Source organism: Pseudomonas sp. TUM22785 (assembly GCF_028198105.1).
Classification (GTDB): Bacteria; Pseudomonadota; Gammaproteobacteria; order Pseudomonadales; family Pseudomonadaceae; genus Metapseudomonas; species Metapseudomonas solani.
This window is the reverse complement of the sequence record NZ_CP116239.1, coordinates 592,105-607,931: the sequence shown is the minus strand read 5'-3', so window position 1 is coordinate 607,931 and position 15,827 is coordinate 592,105. Positions and strand designations below refer to the sequence as shown.

The 15,827-nt window shown below is 67.1% G+C and carries 17 protein-coding genes; 10 read left to right on the top strand and 7 right to left on the bottom strand.

From position 1 onward, the window contains the following. Positions 1-46 precede the first annotated feature (46 nt). A complete protein-coding gene (gene bioB / locus PI990_RS02830) occupies positions 47-1,102 on the bottom strand; it encodes a biotin synthase BioB (protein WP_021222750.1) in 1,056 nt (351 codons plus the stop codon). Between the two features lie 218 nt (positions 1,103-1,320). Here bioB and PI990_RS02825 point away from each other — a divergent pair, with 218 nt between their 5' ends. The 5 genes from PI990_RS02825 (at position 1,321) to rarD (ending at position 5,294) form a co-directional block, all read left to right on the top strand. After that, the gene (locus tag PI990_RS02825) at positions 1,321-1,614 is read left to right on the top strand and encodes a hypothetical protein (RefSeq protein WP_271659766.1); all 294 of its coding nucleotides are present in this window, start codon (positions 1,321-1,323) and stop codon (positions 1,612-1,614) included. Positions 1,615-1,635: 21 nt separating this feature from the next. Further along, the gene (locus tag PI990_RS02820; RefSeq protein ID WP_271659765.1) at positions 1,636-2,370 is read left to right on the top strand and encodes a ComF family protein; all 735 of its coding nucleotides are present in this window, start codon (positions 1,636-1,638) and stop codon (positions 2,368-2,370) included. A 64-nt stretch (positions 2,371-2,434) separates the two neighbouring features. After that, positions 2,435-3,199 (top strand): TOBE domain-containing protein, encoded by a 765-nt coding sequence (locus tag PI990_RS02815; RefSeq protein ID WP_271659764.1) that lies wholly within the window; start codon positions 2,435-2,437, stop codon positions 3,197-3,199. A gap of 77 nt (positions 3,200-3,276) precedes the next feature. Then, positions 3,277-4,251, top strand: coding sequence for a serine/threonine protein kinase (locus PI990_RS02810; protein ID WP_021222754.1), 975 nt, complete (start codon positions 3,277-3,279; stop codon positions 4,249-4,251). A gap of 152 nt (positions 4,252-4,403) precedes the next feature. Continuing rightward, the gene (gene rarD / locus PI990_RS02805; protein ID WP_271659763.1) at positions 4,404-5,294 is read left to right on the top strand and encodes an EamA family transporter RarD; all 891 of its coding nucleotides are present in this window, start codon (positions 4,404-4,406) and stop codon (positions 5,292-5,294) included. A gap of 214 nt (positions 5,295-5,508) precedes the next feature. Here rarD and PI990_RS02800 read toward each other — a convergent pair whose 3' ends face one another. Both PI990_RS02800 and PI990_RS02795 read right to left on the bottom strand, forming a co-directional pair. Then, on the bottom strand, positions 5,509-6,030 hold the full coding sequence (locus PI990_RS02800) for a glycine cleavage system protein R (RefSeq protein ID WP_263402793.1): 522 nt from the start codon (positions 6,028-6,030) through the stop codon (positions 5,509-5,511). A gap of 29 nt (positions 6,031-6,059) precedes the next feature. Then, positions 6,060-6,506 (bottom strand): GNAT family N-acetyltransferase, encoded by a 447-nt coding sequence (locus PI990_RS02795; RefSeq protein ID WP_271659762.1) that lies wholly within the window; start codon positions 6,504-6,506, stop codon positions 6,060-6,062. 315 nt (positions 6,507-6,821) lie between these two features. Between PI990_RS02795 and PI990_RS02790 the strand changes: the two genes are divergently transcribed. Further along, complete coding sequence (locus PI990_RS02790) at positions 6,822-8,999, top strand: malate synthase G (protein WP_271659761.1); 2,178 nt, start codon at positions 6,822-6,824, stop codon at positions 8,997-8,999. 59 nt (positions 9,000-9,058) lie between these two features. On the opposite strand, the gene PI990_RS02785 is transcribed toward PI990_RS02790, so the two are convergent. From PI990_RS02785 to PI990_RS02770, 4 genes are all read right to left on the bottom strand, one after another. Next, entirely contained in the window at positions 9,059-9,628 is a 570-nt protein-coding gene (locus tag PI990_RS02785) for a TetR/AcrR family transcriptional regulator (protein ID WP_271659760.1), read from the bottom strand. Positions 9,629-9,691: 63 nt separating this feature from the next. Next, positions 9,692-10,099, bottom strand: coding sequence for a PaaI family thioesterase (locus tag PI990_RS02780; protein ID WP_374979651.1), 408 nt, complete (start codon positions 10,097-10,099; stop codon positions 9,692-9,694). After that, positions 10,099-10,530 (bottom strand): PaaI family thioesterase, encoded by a 432-nt coding sequence (locus PI990_RS02775; RefSeq protein ID WP_265170330.1) that lies wholly within the window; start codon positions 10,528-10,530, stop codon positions 10,099-10,101. The genes PI990_RS02780 and PI990_RS02775 overlap by 1 nt, the downstream gene beginning before the upstream one ends. 174 nt (positions 10,531-10,704) lie before the next feature. Next, positions 10,705-11,211, bottom strand: coding sequence for a response regulator (locus PI990_RS02770; RefSeq protein WP_271659759.1), 507 nt, complete (start codon positions 11,209-11,211; stop codon positions 10,705-10,707). 295 nt (positions 11,212-11,506) lie between these two features. Between PI990_RS02770 and PI990_RS02765 the strand changes: the two genes are divergently transcribed. The 4 genes from PI990_RS02765 (at position 11,507) to PI990_RS02750 (ending at position 15,738) form a co-directional block, all read left to right on the top strand. After that, positions 11,507-13,441, top strand: coding sequence for a putative nucleotidyltransferase substrate binding domain-containing protein (locus PI990_RS02765; RefSeq protein ID WP_271659758.1), 1,935 nt, complete (start codon positions 11,507-11,509; stop codon positions 13,439-13,441). Further along, positions 13,438-14,148 carry a 3'-5' exonuclease gene (locus tag PI990_RS02760; RefSeq protein WP_271659757.1) on the top strand — a complete coding sequence of 237 codons (711 nt, stop codon included), beginning with the start codon at positions 13,438-13,440 and terminating at the stop codon, positions 14,146-14,148. Before PI990_RS02765 ends, PI990_RS02760 begins: the two co-directional genes overlap by 4 nt. A gap of 124 nt (positions 14,149-14,272) precedes the next feature. Next, positions 14,273-14,791, top strand: a complete 519-nt coding sequence (locus tag PI990_RS02755; protein ID WP_021222765.1) for an RNA polymerase sigma factor — start codon at positions 14,273-14,275, stop codon at positions 14,789-14,791. Further along, positions 14,788-15,738 (top strand): FecR domain-containing protein, encoded by a 951-nt coding sequence (locus PI990_RS02750; protein ID WP_271659756.1) that lies wholly within the window; start codon positions 14,788-14,790, stop codon positions 15,736-15,738. Before PI990_RS02755 ends, PI990_RS02750 begins: the two co-directional genes overlap by 4 nt. Positions 15,739-15,827: the final 89 nt, after the last annotated feature.

Sequence of the window (15,827 nt, the reverse complement as noted above, 5' to 3'; positions counted from 1 at the left end):
GCCACCCGCTTCAAGCTTCCGGCTTCCGGCTTCCAGCTCGCCGTCTTTAAACAGCAGCGTTATAGAAGAGCTTGGAGTCTCTCTGCTCCACCAGCGCCTGTTCGATGGCGGCCTGGTGCACTTCGTCGGCGTGTTCTTCGCGCTCTTCCGGCTTGATGCCGAGACGGGCGAAGAGCTGCATGTCCTTGTCCGCCTGGGGGTTGGCGGTGGTCAGCAGTTTTTCGCCGTAGAAGATGGAGTTGGCGCCGGCCATGAAGGCCAGGGCCTGCATCTGCTCGTTCATCTGCTCGCGGCCTGCGGAGAGGCGTACATGGGACTTCGGCATCATGATGCGCGCCACGGCCAGGGTGCGGATGAAGTCGAACGGGTCGACGTCCTTCTCTTCGGCAAGCGGCGTGCCCTTGACCTTGACCAGCATGTTGATCGGCACCGACTCCGGGTGCTCCGGCAGGTTGGCCAGCTGGATCAGCAGGCCGGCGCGGTCGTCCACCGACTCGCCCATGCCGAGGATGCCGCCGGAACAGATCTTCATCCCCGCTTCACGCACATAGGCCAGGGTCTGCAGGCGCTCGCTGTAGGTGCGGGTGGTGATGATGTTGCCGTAGAACTCCGGCGAGGTATCGAGGTTGTGGTTGTAGTAGTCCAGCCCGGCATCGGCCAGCGCCTGGGTCTGCTCCTGGTCGAGGCGGCCAAGGGTCATGCAGGTCTCGAGGCCGAGCTTCTTCACGCCCTTCACCATCTCCAGCACGTAGGGCATGTCCTTGGCGGAGGGGTGCTTCCAGGCGGCGCCCATGCAGAAGCGCGTGGAGCCGATGGCCTTGGCCTCGGCGGCGGCCTGCAGGACCTTCTGCACCTCCATCAGCTTTTCCTTGTCCAGGCCGGTGTTGTAGTGGCCGGACTGGGGGCAATACTTGCAGTCTTCGGGGCAGGCGCCGGTCTTGATCGACAGCAGGGTGGAAACCTGCACGCGATTCGGGTCGAAGTGGCTGCGATGCACGGTCTGCGCCTGGAACAGCAGGTCATTGAAGGGTTGCTCGAACAGCGCCCGCACTTCGGCGAGGGACCAGTCGTGGCGTGTAGAGATGGCTGCGGTTGCACTCATGGGAGCTTCCTTCGACGCGTGGATCGCGCCTCTTGTAAGGGGAAATCCCGACGGCGGGCGCGGGAATTCAGGCTGATGGGCATCTTGATTTTGGGGTATGACGCTGTCAACCAAAAACTCGACACAGGTTTACATCTGGTTATTTATTAGCCACAAAGAACCCTTGGCTGCCGTTTGGATCAAAGACCCTGACGGTCCTGAACGCATAAGGAATGAGCATGGGTAACGACGGTTTCTTCAGTTGGCTGGGCGAGGCGATCGGCAAGGTGATCCGCTTCATCGTCGACCTCCTTTCCAGCGTCCTCGGCGGCGTCTGGGCGGCCATGGACGACTTTCTCCACGGCCTCGCGCGGGCCATCGGCATGGATGTGTCGATCTTCAGCTTCGTCGTACTCATTCTCGGCCTGCTCCTGCTGTTCAGCGGCGTACGCGCACTGCTGCGAAAGGGCATCATCAGCGGCCTGATCCTCATCTTCCTCGGCCTGGTCGTCATGAGCTGGCTGATCCACTGATCTCGCCCACGGAGTGGCGCCATGGACAGGATCGTCCACCTGCTGCGCCACCTCGCCACCCCGTCCCCGACCTGCGCGCTATGCGGCGCGTGGGCGAGCGGCGGCACCTTGCCCATCTGCCCCGGCTGCGAAGGCGACCTCCCCTGGCTGGACGGCTGCTGCAGCGTCTGCGCCCTGCCCCTCCCCGCCCACGGCCTGGTGTGTGGCGAATGCCTGAAGCGCCCACCCGCCTTCGATGCCGCCCATATCGCCTGGCGCTATGACTTCCCGGTAGATAGCCTCATCACCCGCTTCAAGCACCAGGCCCAATGGCCGCTGGGGCGCCTGTTGGCGGAGCTTCTGGCCAACCACCTGCAACGGACCCAGGCCGCAGGTGAACCCCGCCCCGATGCCCTGCTCGCCGTGCCGCTGGCCGCCCGGCGCCAACGCCAGCGCGGCTTCAACCAGGCGCAGATGCTCGCCCACTGGCTTGGCCGTCAACTGCGCCTGCCCGTGCACGACGACTGGCTACTCCGCGCCCTCGACACCCCCGCCCAGCAAGGCCTGGACGCCGCCACCCGCAAGCGCAACCTGCGCGGCGCCTTCCAGCTCGCCAGGCACGCCACGCCGAGCGGGCTGCACCTGGCCCTGGTGGACGACGTCCTGACCACCGGCACCACCGCGCAATACCTCGCCCAGCTGCTGAAACGCGCCGGCGCCGCGCGGGTCGACATCTATTGCCTGGCCCGCACGCCCAAACCCGGCAGCAGACCCTGAGTGCTTGACTGAAGCGTCGGACTCACTCAGCCTGCTGCGCCATAGTCACCAGCAGTTATCCGCCATGAGCCAGCTCACGCCCCTGACCCAGCAACTGACCCGCCGCCCGCAGCGCATGGCCCTGCTGGAGCAGATCGGCGTGCAGGGCTCGATCACCCGCGCCGCCAAGGCCGCAGGGCTGAGCTACAAGGCCGCGTGGGACGCCATCGACGAACTCAACAACCTTTCCGAGAAGCCCCTGGTCGAGCGCAGCGTCGGCGGCAAGGGCGGCGGTGGTGCACGCCTGTCAGCCGAGGGCGTGCGCCTGCTGGCCCTGTTCAAGCGCATGGAAAGCCTGCAGGCGCGTCTGCTGGAAAGCGCCGAAAGCGAGCAGGACCTCGAGCGCCTCGGCCGCCTGATGCTGCGCACCAGCGCCCGCAACCAGCTCAGCGGCAAGGTCGTTGCGCTGCACGCCCAGGGTCGCAACGACGTGGTGGAGATCGAACTCCCCGGTGGTGCGAGCATGCGCGCGCAGATCACCCATGACAGCAGCGAAAAACTGGAGCTCGCCCCAGGCGGCGGCGTGATCGCCCTGATGAAGGCCGGCTGGCTCAGCGTACAGTCCCTGGGCGCTACGCCCGACCCGCAGATGAACGCCCTGGAAGGCCGCATCGAAGCGATCCTGCCCGATGACGAAGGCCCCAGCGAAGTGCGCATCACCCTGGCCAGCGGCCAGACCCTGTGCGCCCTGGCCGAAGCCCAGCAACTCAAGGCCGATGGCCTGCAGCCCGGCAGCATGGCCCGCGCCCAGTTCTCCCCCAGCCAGGTTCTGCTCGGCACCCCGCTCTGAGATGCGCTCCTTATAGATAGGCCGCCCCGCTGGTGCCATTGGCGCTAGACTTGCTGCCCAATCCATCGGAGCCACCCATGTCCCATCCCTTCGCCGAACTGACCCCCGACCTGGTGCTCGATGCAGTGGAGAGCCTGGGCTACCTCAGTGACGCCCGCGTGCTGGCCCTGAACAGCTACGAGAACCGCGTCTACCAGGTCGGCATCGAGGACGAGCAGCCGCTGATCGCCAAGTTCTATCGCCCGCAACGCTGGACCGACGCCGCGATCCGCGAAGAGCACGCCTTCAGCGCCGAGCTCGCCGAACATGAAGTCCCGGTGGTGGCCCCGCTCTCCCGGGATGGCGAGACCCTGTTCGAACACGCCGGCTTCCGCTTCGCCCTGTTCCCCCGTCGCGGCGGCCGCGCCCCCGAGCCCGGCAACATGGACCAGCTCTACCGCCTCGGCCAGTTGCTCGGCCGCCTGCATGCGGTGGGTGCCGTGCGCCCCTTCGAGCACCGCGAGACCCAGACCGTCCAGGCCTTCGGCCATGACTCGCTGCACACCCTGCTGGAGGGCGGCTTCGTGCCCAAGAGCCTGCTCCCGGCCTATGAGTCCGTCGCCCGCGACCTGCTCAAGCGCCTCGACCAGCGCTTCGGCGAGGTGCGCTACAACGCCATCCGCCTGCATGGCGACTGCCACCCCGGCAACCTGCTGTGCCGTGATGAAACCTTCCACATGGTCGACCTCGACGACTGCCGCATGGGCCCGGCAGTGCAAGACCTGTGGATGATGCTCGCCGGCGAGCGCCACGAGCGCCTGACGCAGCTCTCCGAGCTGGTGGACGGCTACCAGGAATTCCACGATTTCGACCCCCGCGAGCTGCCCCTCATCGAAGCCCTCCGGGCCCTGCGCCTGATGCACTACAGCGCCTGGCTGGCACGGCGCTGGGACGACCCGGCCTTCCCCATGAGCTTCCCCTGGTTCGGCAGCGAGCGTTATTGGGGCGACCAGGTGCTGATCCTGCGCGAGCAGCTGGCGGCGATGGACGAAGAGCCGTTGCGGCTGTTCTAGTCCCCTGCGAACGAGAGCGGAACGCGGCGTAACGTATTTCTTACGCCCGTTTCGACGGTGGCCTGCCGGAAGATCCTGAACACACAGACAAGTCGGCCAGGCGGCCTCTAGAATGTCGGACCTTTCGTTAGCGACCTAAGCAAGGACCTTGCATGGCCACCGCCAACCCGCGTCGCGGGTACATCCTCGGCCTGACCGCCTACATCATCTGGGGCCTGTTCCCCATCTACTTCAAAGCCATCCAGGCCGTCCCCGCCCTTGAGATCATCGTCCATCGCGCGGTCTGGTCCGCCGTGTTCGGCGCCCTCCTGCTGCTGGTGTGGAAGCACCCCGGCTGGCTGCGTGAACTGCGGGCCAACCCGAAACGCTTCGGCATCCTCGCCGCCAGCGGCGTGCTGATCGCCTCCAACTGGCTGGTCTACGTCTGGGCGGTGAACAACGGGCGCATGCTCGAAGCCAGCCTGGGCTACTACATCAACCCGCTGGTGAACGTGCTGCTGGGAATGCTGCTGCTCGGCGAGCGCCTGCGTCGCCTGCAATGGCTCGCCGTGGGCCTGGCGACCGCGGGCGTGGCGCAGCAAATCTGGCAAGTGGGCAGCCTGCCCTGGGTGTCGCTGACCCTGGCGCTGACCTTCGGCTTCTACGGGCTGATCCGCAAGCAGGCGCCGGTAGCGGCGCTGCCCGGGCTGGTGGTGGAGACCTGGCTGCTGCTGCCCATCGCACTGGGCTGGCTGGCCCTGCACCCGGCGGCACAGACCAGCCAGGTGGCGTTCTGGAGCACGCCCGAAGCCTTCTGGCTGATGGCCGCCGGCCCCATCACCCTGGTGCCGCTGGTGTGCTTCAACGCCGCCGCTCGCCACCTGCCCTACACCACCCTGGGCTTCCTCCAGTACCTGGCGCCGACCTTGGTGATGCTGCAGGCCATCTTCCTCTATGGCGAGCACTTCGACCCGAGCAAGCTCATCGCCTTCTGCTTCATCTGGGCCGGCCTGCTCGTCTACAGCGTCGACGCCTGGTTCACCCTGCGTCGCAACGTCGGCTGAGCAGAAAACGAACGATCGGCTACAGGCCATGCAACGCGAGGCCTGTAGCCGTTTCTCCCAAGGTTATCCACAGCTCCATCCCCGCCCTTTGTGCACAAGCCGCTGATTTAGCTCGTTTTTCACCCAGGTAGCGGAAAAGCCCGCCCCGCTTTGGGCAGCCGTTACGCTCCCCAGGTTATCCACAGGCTTGCCCAGGTTTTCCGGGGATAGCGGCTCAGGACGCCTGGGGCTGCAGGTTGAGTTCCACCATCAGGTCGTCGGCCAGGGTCTCCAGGCGCCTCTGCAGCACATCCAGCGAAAGCGTCAGCGGCACCGCCAGTAGCGCTTCGGCATGGAACAGCGGCTCGCTGCTCATGGGCGCCGGCTTCACCTCGGTCACCAGGCGCTCCAGGTTCACCCCCTCCTCGGACAGCAACCGGGTGATGTCGCGGACGATGCCGGGACGATCGTTCCCCACCAGGTCCAGCAGGATCGGCTTCCAGGTGCAGGAGGGCTCGATGCCGCTTTCCGCCAGCATCACCCGGATGCCGTGGGCGGCCAGGCCCTGCAGCCCTTCCACCAGTTCGTCATAACCCTCGGCTGGCACCGCCACCCGCAGGATGCCGGCGAACTGCCCGGCCATGCGCGACATGCGGCTTTCCAGCCAGTTGCCGCCATGGGCGGCGATGCACTGGGCGACCCGTTCCACCAACCCGGGCTGATCCGGGGCGATTACCGTCAGTACCAGATGGTCCACGCTCTACTCCTTATCTCAGTGGGGCCGCCTCAGGCGAGGCTCAGCCAATAGGTCAGGTACACCTGGTCGCGCACGTAGCCCAGGCGCTCGTACAGCGCCTGGCCGGCCAGGTTGGTCTTCGCCGTCTCCAGCTGCAGGCCGCAGGCACCGGTGGCCTCGCCATGGGCACGCGCCGCGTTCATCAGCTCTTCGCCCACCCCTTGCCGGCGGGCATCGGGAGCGACGTACAGGTCGCTGAGCAACCAGGCCGGCGCCAGGGCCAGGGACGACATGAAGGGGTAGAGCTGCACGAACCCTTGCGCCCTGCCCTCCAGGCTACGCGCGATGAACAGCACCGAATCGCCGCGCGCCAGGCGGTCACCAAGAAAGTCGCGCACCTCGCCCAGGGGGCGCGGCACTTCGTAGAAATCCAGGTAGCCGGAGAAGAGTTCGGCGAGCTCATCGATATCGGCAGCGGTTACGGCATGCACAGCCATGGTGGAACTCCGTTTTTTGTAGTGGGAGGAGTATAGAAAAGAGCTGGATGTAGTCCCGAAATCTACCTTCACAGCCTGCGGCGCTGGGTCGCAGGCACGGTTTTTCAGAAATCGTGTACGTTTTTAAGATTTATCTGGAACAATCACCCAGTTTTTTGAGAACATTCTGCCCCCGCTGTGACTGTAAGGCGTTTTCCGGTCGCATAGCGACGCACGCCCATGATTTTTACGGCGGGTTCATGTAGTATGCCGCGGCTCGGACTACAAGCACTGGAGCATGGTCCGAAGCGGATATTGAGCAGAGTGAGGCAAGCAATGACTGAGCGCGTTCAAGTCGGTGGCCTGCAGGTCGCCAGAGTCCTGTTCGACTTCGTGAATCACGAAGCCATCCCCGGAACCGGCCTCAGCGCCGAGAAGTTCTGGGCCGGAGCCGAAGCGGTCATCAATGACCTGGCGCCCAAGAACAAAGCCCTGCTCGCCAAGCGCGACGAACTCCAGGCGCAGATCGATGCCTGGCACCAGGCCCGCGCCGGCCAGGCCCACGATGCCGTGGCCTACAAGACTTTCCTTCAGGAAATCGGCTACCTGCTCCCCGAGCCGGCCGACTTCCATGCCACCACCACCAACGTTGACGAAGAAATCGCCCGCATGGCCGGCCCGCAGCTGGTCGTACCGGTGATGAATGCCCGCTTCGCGCTGAACGCCGCCAACGCCCGCTGGGGTTCGCTGTACGACGCGCTCTACGGCACCGACGTGATCAGCGAAGAAAACGGCGCCGAGAAGGGCAAGGGCTACAACAAGGTCCGTGGTGACAAGGTCATCGCCTTCGCCCGCGCCTTCCTCGACGAAGCCGCCCCGCTGCACGACGGCTCCCACGTCGACGCCACCGCCTACGCCATCAAGGACGGCGCCTTCGCCGTGACCCTGAAGGACGGCACCGCCACCGGCCTCAAGGACGCTGCCCAGTTCATCGCCTTCCAGGGTGATGCCGCAGCCCCGCAAGCCCTGCTGCTGAAGCACAACGGCCTGCACTTCGAAATCCAGATCGACGCCAACAGCCCCATCGGCAAGACCGATGCCGCTGGCGTCAAGGACGTGCTGATGGAAGCCGCCCTGACCACCATCATGGATTGCGAAGACTCCGTTGCCGCCGTCGACGCCGACGACAAGACCGTGGTCTACCGCAACTGGCTGGGCCTGATGAAAGGCGACCTGGCCGAGAGCGTGTCCAAGGGCGGCGAGACCTTCACCCGCACCATGAACCCCGACCGCGTCTACACCAAGGCCGACGGTGCCGAGCTGACCCTGCACGGCCGCAGCCTGCTGTTCGTGCGCAACGTCGGCCACCTGATGACCAACCCGGCCATTCTCGACGCCGCTGGCAACGAGATCCCGGAAGGCATCCAGGACGCGCTGTTCACCAGCCTGATCGCCCTGCACAACCTCAACGGCAACACCAGCCGCAAGAACACCCGCACCGGCTCGGTCTACATCGTCAAGCCGAAGATGCACGGTCCGGAAGAAGTCGCCTTCGCCGCTGAAATCTTCAGCCGCGTCGAAGATGTGCTCGGCATGCCGCGCAACACCCTGAAGGTGGGCATCATGGACGAAGAGCGCCGCACCACCATCAACCTCAAGGCGTGCATCAAGGCCGCCAGCGAGCGCGTGGTCTTCATCAACACCGGCTTCCTCGACCGTACCGGTGACGAAATCCACACCTCCATGGAAGCTGGCGCCGTCGTGCGCAAGGCCGCCATGAAGAGCGAGAAGTGGATCGGCGCCTACGAAAACAACAACGTCGACATCGGCCTGGCCACCGGCCTGCAAGGCCGCGCCCAGATCGGCAAGGGCATGTGGGCCATGCCCGACCTGATGGCCGGCATGCTCGAGCAGAAGATCGGCCACCCGCTGGCCGGTGCCAACACCGCCTGGGTGCCGTCGCCGACCGCCGCCACCCTGCACGCCCTGCACTACCACAAGGTCGACGTGTTCGCCCGTCAGGCCGAGCTGGCCAAGCGCACGCCCGCCTCGGTGGACGACATCCTGACCATCCCGCTGGCGCCCAACACCAACTGGAGCGCCGACGAGATCCAGAACGAACTGGACAACAACGCCCAGGGCATCCTCGGCTATGTAGTGCGCTGGATCGACCAGGGCGTCGGCTGCTCCAAGGTGCCGGACATCAACGATGTCGGCCTGATGGAAGACCGCGCCACCCTGCGTATCTCCAGCCAACTGCTGGCCAACTGGCTGCGCCACAACGTGGTCACCGAGGAGCAGATCCTCGCTAGCCTCAAGCGCATGGCTCCGGTGGTTGACCGTCAGAACGCCAACGACCCGCTGTACCGCCCGCTGGCCCCCAACTTCGACGACAACGTAGCCTTCCAGGCCGCAGTCGAACTGGTGGTCGAAGGCACCAAGCAGCCCAACGGCTACACCGAGCCGGTCCTGCACCGTCGTCGCCGCGAGTTCAAGGCGAAGAACGGCCTGTAAGCCGGGCTCCACAAAAAACCGCCCCTCGGGGCGGTTTTTTCATGCCTGTGAAAAGCCCTTCAGCCAGGCAACAAGGGCAGCAGTTCCGCCTCGATCAATTGCAGCGGCCGCAGCGAGCGCTGCACCCGGGCCACGCCCAGCGCGCCTTCCAGGGCGGCGATCAGCAACCAGGCGCGGCTCTCGGCAACGGCCGCCGGCACACCGTCCGCGCCCAGCGCCTGCTCGAACACGCCGTGCCAGCCAGCCAGCGCAGCGCCGCAACGCTGGTGAACGCCGTTCAGCTCATCGTCGATACTCAAGGTGGTGGCGAAGATGGGGCAGGACTCGGCGTAGCCCGACGCCTCCAGCCAACCGCGCAGTGTGGCGGTAAAGCCTAGCAAGGCGTTGCGCGCATGGGGTGCCCGGCTCGCGGCCTGTTCGAGATGCGCTCGCACCTCGCTGGCGACGAAGTCGATAGCCGCGCCGACGATCTCCGGCTTGCCATCGGGGAAGTAGTGATAGAGCGACCCCTTGGGCGTTTCCGAGCGCGCGATGATGTCGCCCAGGGGGGTGCCGAAATAGCCCTTGCTCGCCAGCAGTGAAGCGGTGGCGCGCACGACGCGATCGGCAGCGTTGGATTTCTTCGGCAAGGGAACCTCTCCAGGACAGTGACGCGCGCCGGTCCCCCGGCGCGCGCAAAGCATGCCCGAGCTTCAGGGAATATGAAACACAGCGCTGGCGCGGGCCACGGGGTGCCCGCTGCTGCTCAGGTCGGCACTGGCGAAGGCCAGGCGCTGGCCGATCTTGTGGATCGCCGTGCGCACCTCCACCAAGTCACCCAGGCGTGCCGCCCCGCAGAAGTCCAGGCTCAGGTTCACCGTGGCCATCGCCAGGGGCGGCTCCTGTGAGAAGGCCGTGGAGTAGCCCAGCGCGACATCCGCCAGGGTGCAGAGCAAACCACCATGGGCGGTGCCCCGCAGGTTGCAGTGCTTCTGCTGGATGCGCGCAGCGATGACCAGGCCGCCCTCCTCGTCGCGCCGGGAATACAGCGGGCCCAGCAGATCGAGGAAGGGGCTGCTGCGGAACAGCGGCTCGAAACCGGGAGGGATCGCGTCGTCCATCAGCGTCCGCCCTCGCCACCGACCTTGGCCACGCTGGCCAGGGCCACCGCCACCAGCTTCTCTTCGCCATTCCTGATCGCGAAGACCTCGGCGAAGGTGGCCAGGGACCGGCTCGACGCCTTCAGCACCCGTCCCCGGGCCAGCAACCGCTCACCCACCGCCGGCGCCAGCAGGTTGAGTTTGTACTCCGAGGTCACCACGTCCCCCGCCACCGAGGCCGCCGCCCAGGCGCAGGCGCTGTCGGCCATGAAGCCGACCACTGCGCCATGCACGAAGCCATGGTGCTGGTGCATCACCTCCGGCTTCACGTCGACTTCCAACTCGACGACGCCATCGCCCAGCGCATTGACGCGCGCGCCCATCAGCGCAGCGAAGGGGGTGGCGCGGATCACCGCCTCGAGTCTTTCCAGCAAACGCGGATTCTCACTCATGACACGTCCTCCTGAAGAAAATGGCCGGCCTTTTTATATAGACCGGTCTAACTATTTTTCTCAGAAAGCGATCACCCACAAGCAGGCGCAGGCCTGCATCAGGCCGGCGAATGCCAGGCCAACCAGCACCTTGATGAACGGAGGGAGGAAATGAAAAGCCGCCTCGCGGCGGCTTCAGGCGCTTTTCAGCGCGAGGATTTCGGCCTTGCCTTGCCTCGCCCTCACCGGCGGGCTCTTCGCCGGCGGAGCACCCAGCTCGTTGCGCACCAGCGTAACCAGGCGGCTGATATCCACGGGCTTGAGCAGGAAATCGAGCACCTTCAGGCGCATGGCCTCGATGGCGTCCTGCACATCGGCGTCACCGCTGGTGATGATCACCGGCAGGTCGGCACGTGCCGATTGACGAACCTCGCGGACCAGCTCCAGGCCGCCGCCGCAGGGCAGGTGCAGCTCGGTCACCAGCAGGTCGATGGAGGGTCGCGCCAGCAGCAGCGCCAGTGCCTGCTCGGCGCTGCCGGCGGTGGTGCAGACGATGCCCTGGGCCAGCAGCCTCTCGGCCAGGGCGTCACGCGCCGCCTCGTCGCCGTCCACCAGCAGGACGCTGGGCTGGGCGTTGGGCACGCGCACGAGCTCATCGAGGGCCTTCATCTCCTCCTGGCTCAGCAAGTCACCGTAGTTCATGGACTTCACCTCGTAGCGGCCGTTGCAGGCGCGCTGCTCCACACAAAACCGGAATGCGCGGGATTACGCCTGTGTGATAGCGGATGAACATAAGAGTTCCTGCACCCCCGCCGAACGGTACGAAAAACGACCAACGCGACGGCACGCACGCAAAACCCCGGTCCAGACAGCCCCGCCCCTGGCGACCGAGCGGCCGGGAGGCGCCGGCGGCCTCTCTATACTTACGTCCAATGTGCAGCACCGCTGCAGCCACCGACCATGCACCCCACAACAAGAGAGCCGTGGAACCCACAGCATGAGCACGACGGACGCCTTCGCCCAGGCGGGCAAGCTGGCGGTGATGCAGAACGTCCATGGCACCATGGAATTCCTGCAGAAATTCCCCCCCTTCAACCAGATGGAAAGCGCCCACCTGGCCTACCTGGTGGAGAACTGCCTGCTGCGTTTCTACGGGCGTGGGGAATCCATCATCAAGCCCAGCGACGGGCCGGTAGAGCACTTCTATATCGTCAAGCAGGGCCGGGTCGTCGGCGAGCGCCCGCATTCGGCCAAGCGCGGCACCGAAACCACCTTCGAGATCGCCGGCGGCGAGTGCTTCCCCCTCGCCGCCCTGCTCGGCGAGCGCGCCACCCGCACCGAGCACTTGGCCGGTGAAGACACCTTCTGCCTGCTCCTGGCCAAGCCCGCCTTCGTGCGCCTGTTCGCCCTCTCCGGCCCCTTCCGCGACTTCGCCCTGCGCGGCGTCAGCAGCCTGCTCGACCAGGTCAACCAGCAGGTGCAGCTGCGCGCGGTGGAAACCCTCGGCGCCCAGTACTCCCTCGACACCCGCCTGATCGACCTCGCCGTGCGCCAGCCCATCGCCTGCCCGCCGCAGATGCCCCTGCGCGACGCCGTGCGGCTGATGCACGAGAACCAGGTGGGCAGCATCGTCGTCGTCGACGAGCAGCAGCGGCCCCAGGGCATCTTCACCCTGCGCGACCTGCGCCGGGTGATAGCCGACGCCTGCGCCGACCTGGGCCAGAGCATCGCCGAGCTGATGACCCAGCAGCCCTTCCACCTGCCGCCGGACGCCAGTGCGTTCGACGCCGCCATCGCCATGACCGAGCGCCACATCGCCCACGTCTGCGTGGTGGAGGACGGTCGCCTGCGCGGCGTGGTCTCCGAGCGCGACCTGTTCTCCCTGCAGCGCGTCGACCTGGTGCACCTGGCGCGCACCATCCGCCACGCCGGCCGGGTGGAAACCCTCGCCGCCCTGCGCAGCGACATCCAGCGCCTGGTGGACAGCATGCTCGCCCACGGCGCCAGCTCCACCCAGATCACCCACATCATCACCCTGCTCAACGACCACACCGTGTGCCGGGTCATCGAGCTGGCCATCGAAGCCCTCGGCGACCCCGGCCTGCCCTTCACCTGGCTGTGCTTCGGCAGCGAAGGCCGTCGCGAGCAGACCCTGCACACCGACCAGGACAACGGCATCCTCTTCGAGGCCCGCGACGCCGCCGAAGCCGCCGCCATCCGTGGGCGCCTGCTGCCCCTGGCCGAGCGCATCAACCAGGACCTGGCCAAGTGCGGCTTCGAGCTGTGCCGGGGGCGCATCATGGCCGGCAACCCCGAGCTGTGCCTGTCGCGCCAGGAATGGAGCCGCCGCTTCGCCGGTTTCATCCGCGAAGCCACGCCGGAAAGCCTGCTGGGCTCGAGCATCTACTTCGACCTGCGCACCGTCTGGGGCGACCGCGAGAGCTGCGAGCAACTGCGCCGCGAGGTGCTCGCCCAGGTCGCCGACAACCGTCTGTTCCAGCGCCTGATGGCCGACAACGCCCTGCGCCAGCGCCCGCCCGTGGGCCGCTTCCGCGATTTCGTGGTGGCCCGCAAAGGCGCCGAGAAAGACACCCTCGACCTCAAGGTCCAGGGCCTCACCCCCTTCGTCGACGGCGCGCGCCTGCTCGCCCTGGCCCACGGCATCGACAGCTGCAACACCCTCGAACGCCTGCGCCAACTGGTCGCCCACGAGGTGATCGACGCCCAGGACGGCGCCGCCTTCGAGGAGGCCTACCACTTCATCCAGCAGACCCGCATGCAGCAGCACCAGCAACAGGCCCGCCAGGGGCTGCCCTTCTCCAACCGGCTCGACCCGGACAGCCTCAACCACCTGGACCGGCGCATCCTCCGCGAATCCTTCCGCCAGGCCCAGCGCCTGCAGGCCAGCCTCGCGCTGCGCTACCAGCTATGAACGCCCTCGCCTGGCTCACCCGGCGCCACCGCCCGCCGTTGAGCGATGCCCAGCAGCGCCGGCGGGAACAGCTGCCCGCCCCGCTCGGGCTGGGCGACGGCCCCCTGCACGAACAGCGCTTCGTGGTGCTCGACCTGGAAACCAGCGGCCTGAACATGAGCCGCGACCTGGTGCTGTCCATTGGTGCGGTGAGCATCGAGAACGGCGCCATCGACCTCGGCCACCAGTTCGAAGCCACCCTGTACCGCGAAACCGACCGCGTCACCCCCAGCGTGCTGATCCACGGCATCGCCCCCAGCGAGTCGGCCGAGGGCGTGGAGCCCGCCGAAGCCCTGCTGGCCTTCATGGAATACCTCGGCGACAGCCCGCTGCTGGCCTTCCACGCCCCCTTCGACCAGCGCATGCTCGCCCGCGCCCTCCGGCGTGACCTCGGCCACCGCCTACAGCACCCTTTCCTCGACGTCGCCGAACTGGCCCCCCTGCTGTGCCCCGACGCCGGCATCCGCAACGGCGGGCTGGACCAGTGGGCCGAGTATTTCGGCCTGCAGGTGCAGCAGCGCCACCACGCCAGCGCCGACGCCTTGGCCACCGCCGAAATGGCCCTGATCCTCTTCAGCCGCGCCCGCCAGCAAGGCCTCGGCAGCCCCGCCGCCCTCGCCGCCGCCCTCACCCGCTGGCAACGCCGGCAGCAGCAACACGGCCTCTGAGCCCACCGCGAACGGTCGTCGCCGACCGACGGCCTGCGATTGCGGCCGGATGCCGGCATAGGCATAATTGCGAATCATTCTCGCTCCATTTCCTACCAGCCAGCTTCGAGCGGCGGAGGTTGCAGTGTCGCTTGGGGAAACCACGAACCATGCTCTGGCGGGCGCGCTCTATCGCGACCATCGTGACTGGCTGCTCGGCTGGCTGCGGCGCAGCCTCAGCTGCCCCCACCGGGCAGAAGACCTCAGCCAGGACGCCTTCGTGCGCATCCTCGGCAAGCCCGACCTGCACCAGGTGCGCGAACCCCGCGCCCTGCTCACCACCATTGCCCGTGGCCTGCTGGTGGACCACTTCCGCCGCAGCGCCCTGGAGCGCGCCTACCTCGACGAGTTGGCCCTGGTGCCCGAAGCCGTGCACCCGGACCTGGAAGAACAGGCGCTGATCCTCGAAGCCCTGCGCGAGATCGACCGCCTGCTGGGCACGCTCTCCAGCAAGGCCCGCGCCGCCTTCCTCTATAACCGTGTCGACGGCCTGGGCCACGCCGAAATCGCCGAGCGCCTGGGCGTCTCCGTGCCACGCGTGCGCCAGTACCTCGCCCAGGGCCTGCGCCAGTGCTACATCGCGCTCTACGGTGAGCCGACGTGAACCGCGCCCCGGTTTCCTCACAGGTGCTCGACGAAGCCATCCACTGGCAGCTGTGCCTGGGCTCGGGCGACGCCAGTGCCGGCGAGCAGGCGGAGTTTCTCCACTGGCACGCCGCCAATGCCGAGCACGCCCGCGCCTGGGCGCAACTGGCCGGGCTCGACCAGCAATTCATCGCCGCCGGCAGCGCCCCGGCCCGCCGTGCCCTGCTGCGCTCGCCGCGCAGCATGCGCCGCAACGGCGGCCTGCTCGGCCTGGTGCTGGTCGGCGCCCTGGCCCTGGGCCTGGCCAACCAGCAGCGCCCACTGAGCGACTGGCTGGCCGACGAAATCACCGCCAGCGGCGAGCAGCGCGACCTGCGGCTGCCCGACAGCACCCACGTGCGCCTCAACAGCCGCAGCGCCCTGGACATCGAGTTCGACCCGGCCCAGCGCCGCATCCGCCTGCGCAGCGGCGAGATCCTCGTCGAAACCGCCCACGGCGACCCGCGCCCCTTCGTGGTCGGCACCGAGAACGGTGACCTGCGCGCCCTCGGCACCCGCTTCCTGGTACGCGCCGGGAAAGACGGCACGCGCCTGGTGGTCCTGCAATCGGCGGTCGCCGCCCACCCGGCACAGGCCGACGGCGAACGCATCATCAAGGAAGGCCAGCAGGTGCTCATGCGCCGCACCCAACTGGAGGCCAGCCAGCCCGCCGCCGTGGGCGCCGATGCCTGGGTGCACGGCATGCTGGTGGTGGAAAACGCCCGCCTCGCCGACCTGCTGGAGCAGTTGGGCGAATACCGCAGCGGCTACCTGGGCGTCGCCCCGGAAATCGCCGACCTGCGCATCAGCGGCAGCTTCCCCCTGCGCAACGGCGACCTCGCCCTGGACGCCCTGCCCCCCAGCCTGCCCGTGCGCATCGAGCGCCACACCGGCTGGTGGACCCGCGTGGTGCCCGCCGAGAAATAGCGCCTCATCCAGCGCCCCCTGGTAGCCCGGGCTTGAGCCCGGGAGAGCCGACATCCGGCAGAGGTTAAAAAAATTTCGCAGTGCCCCTA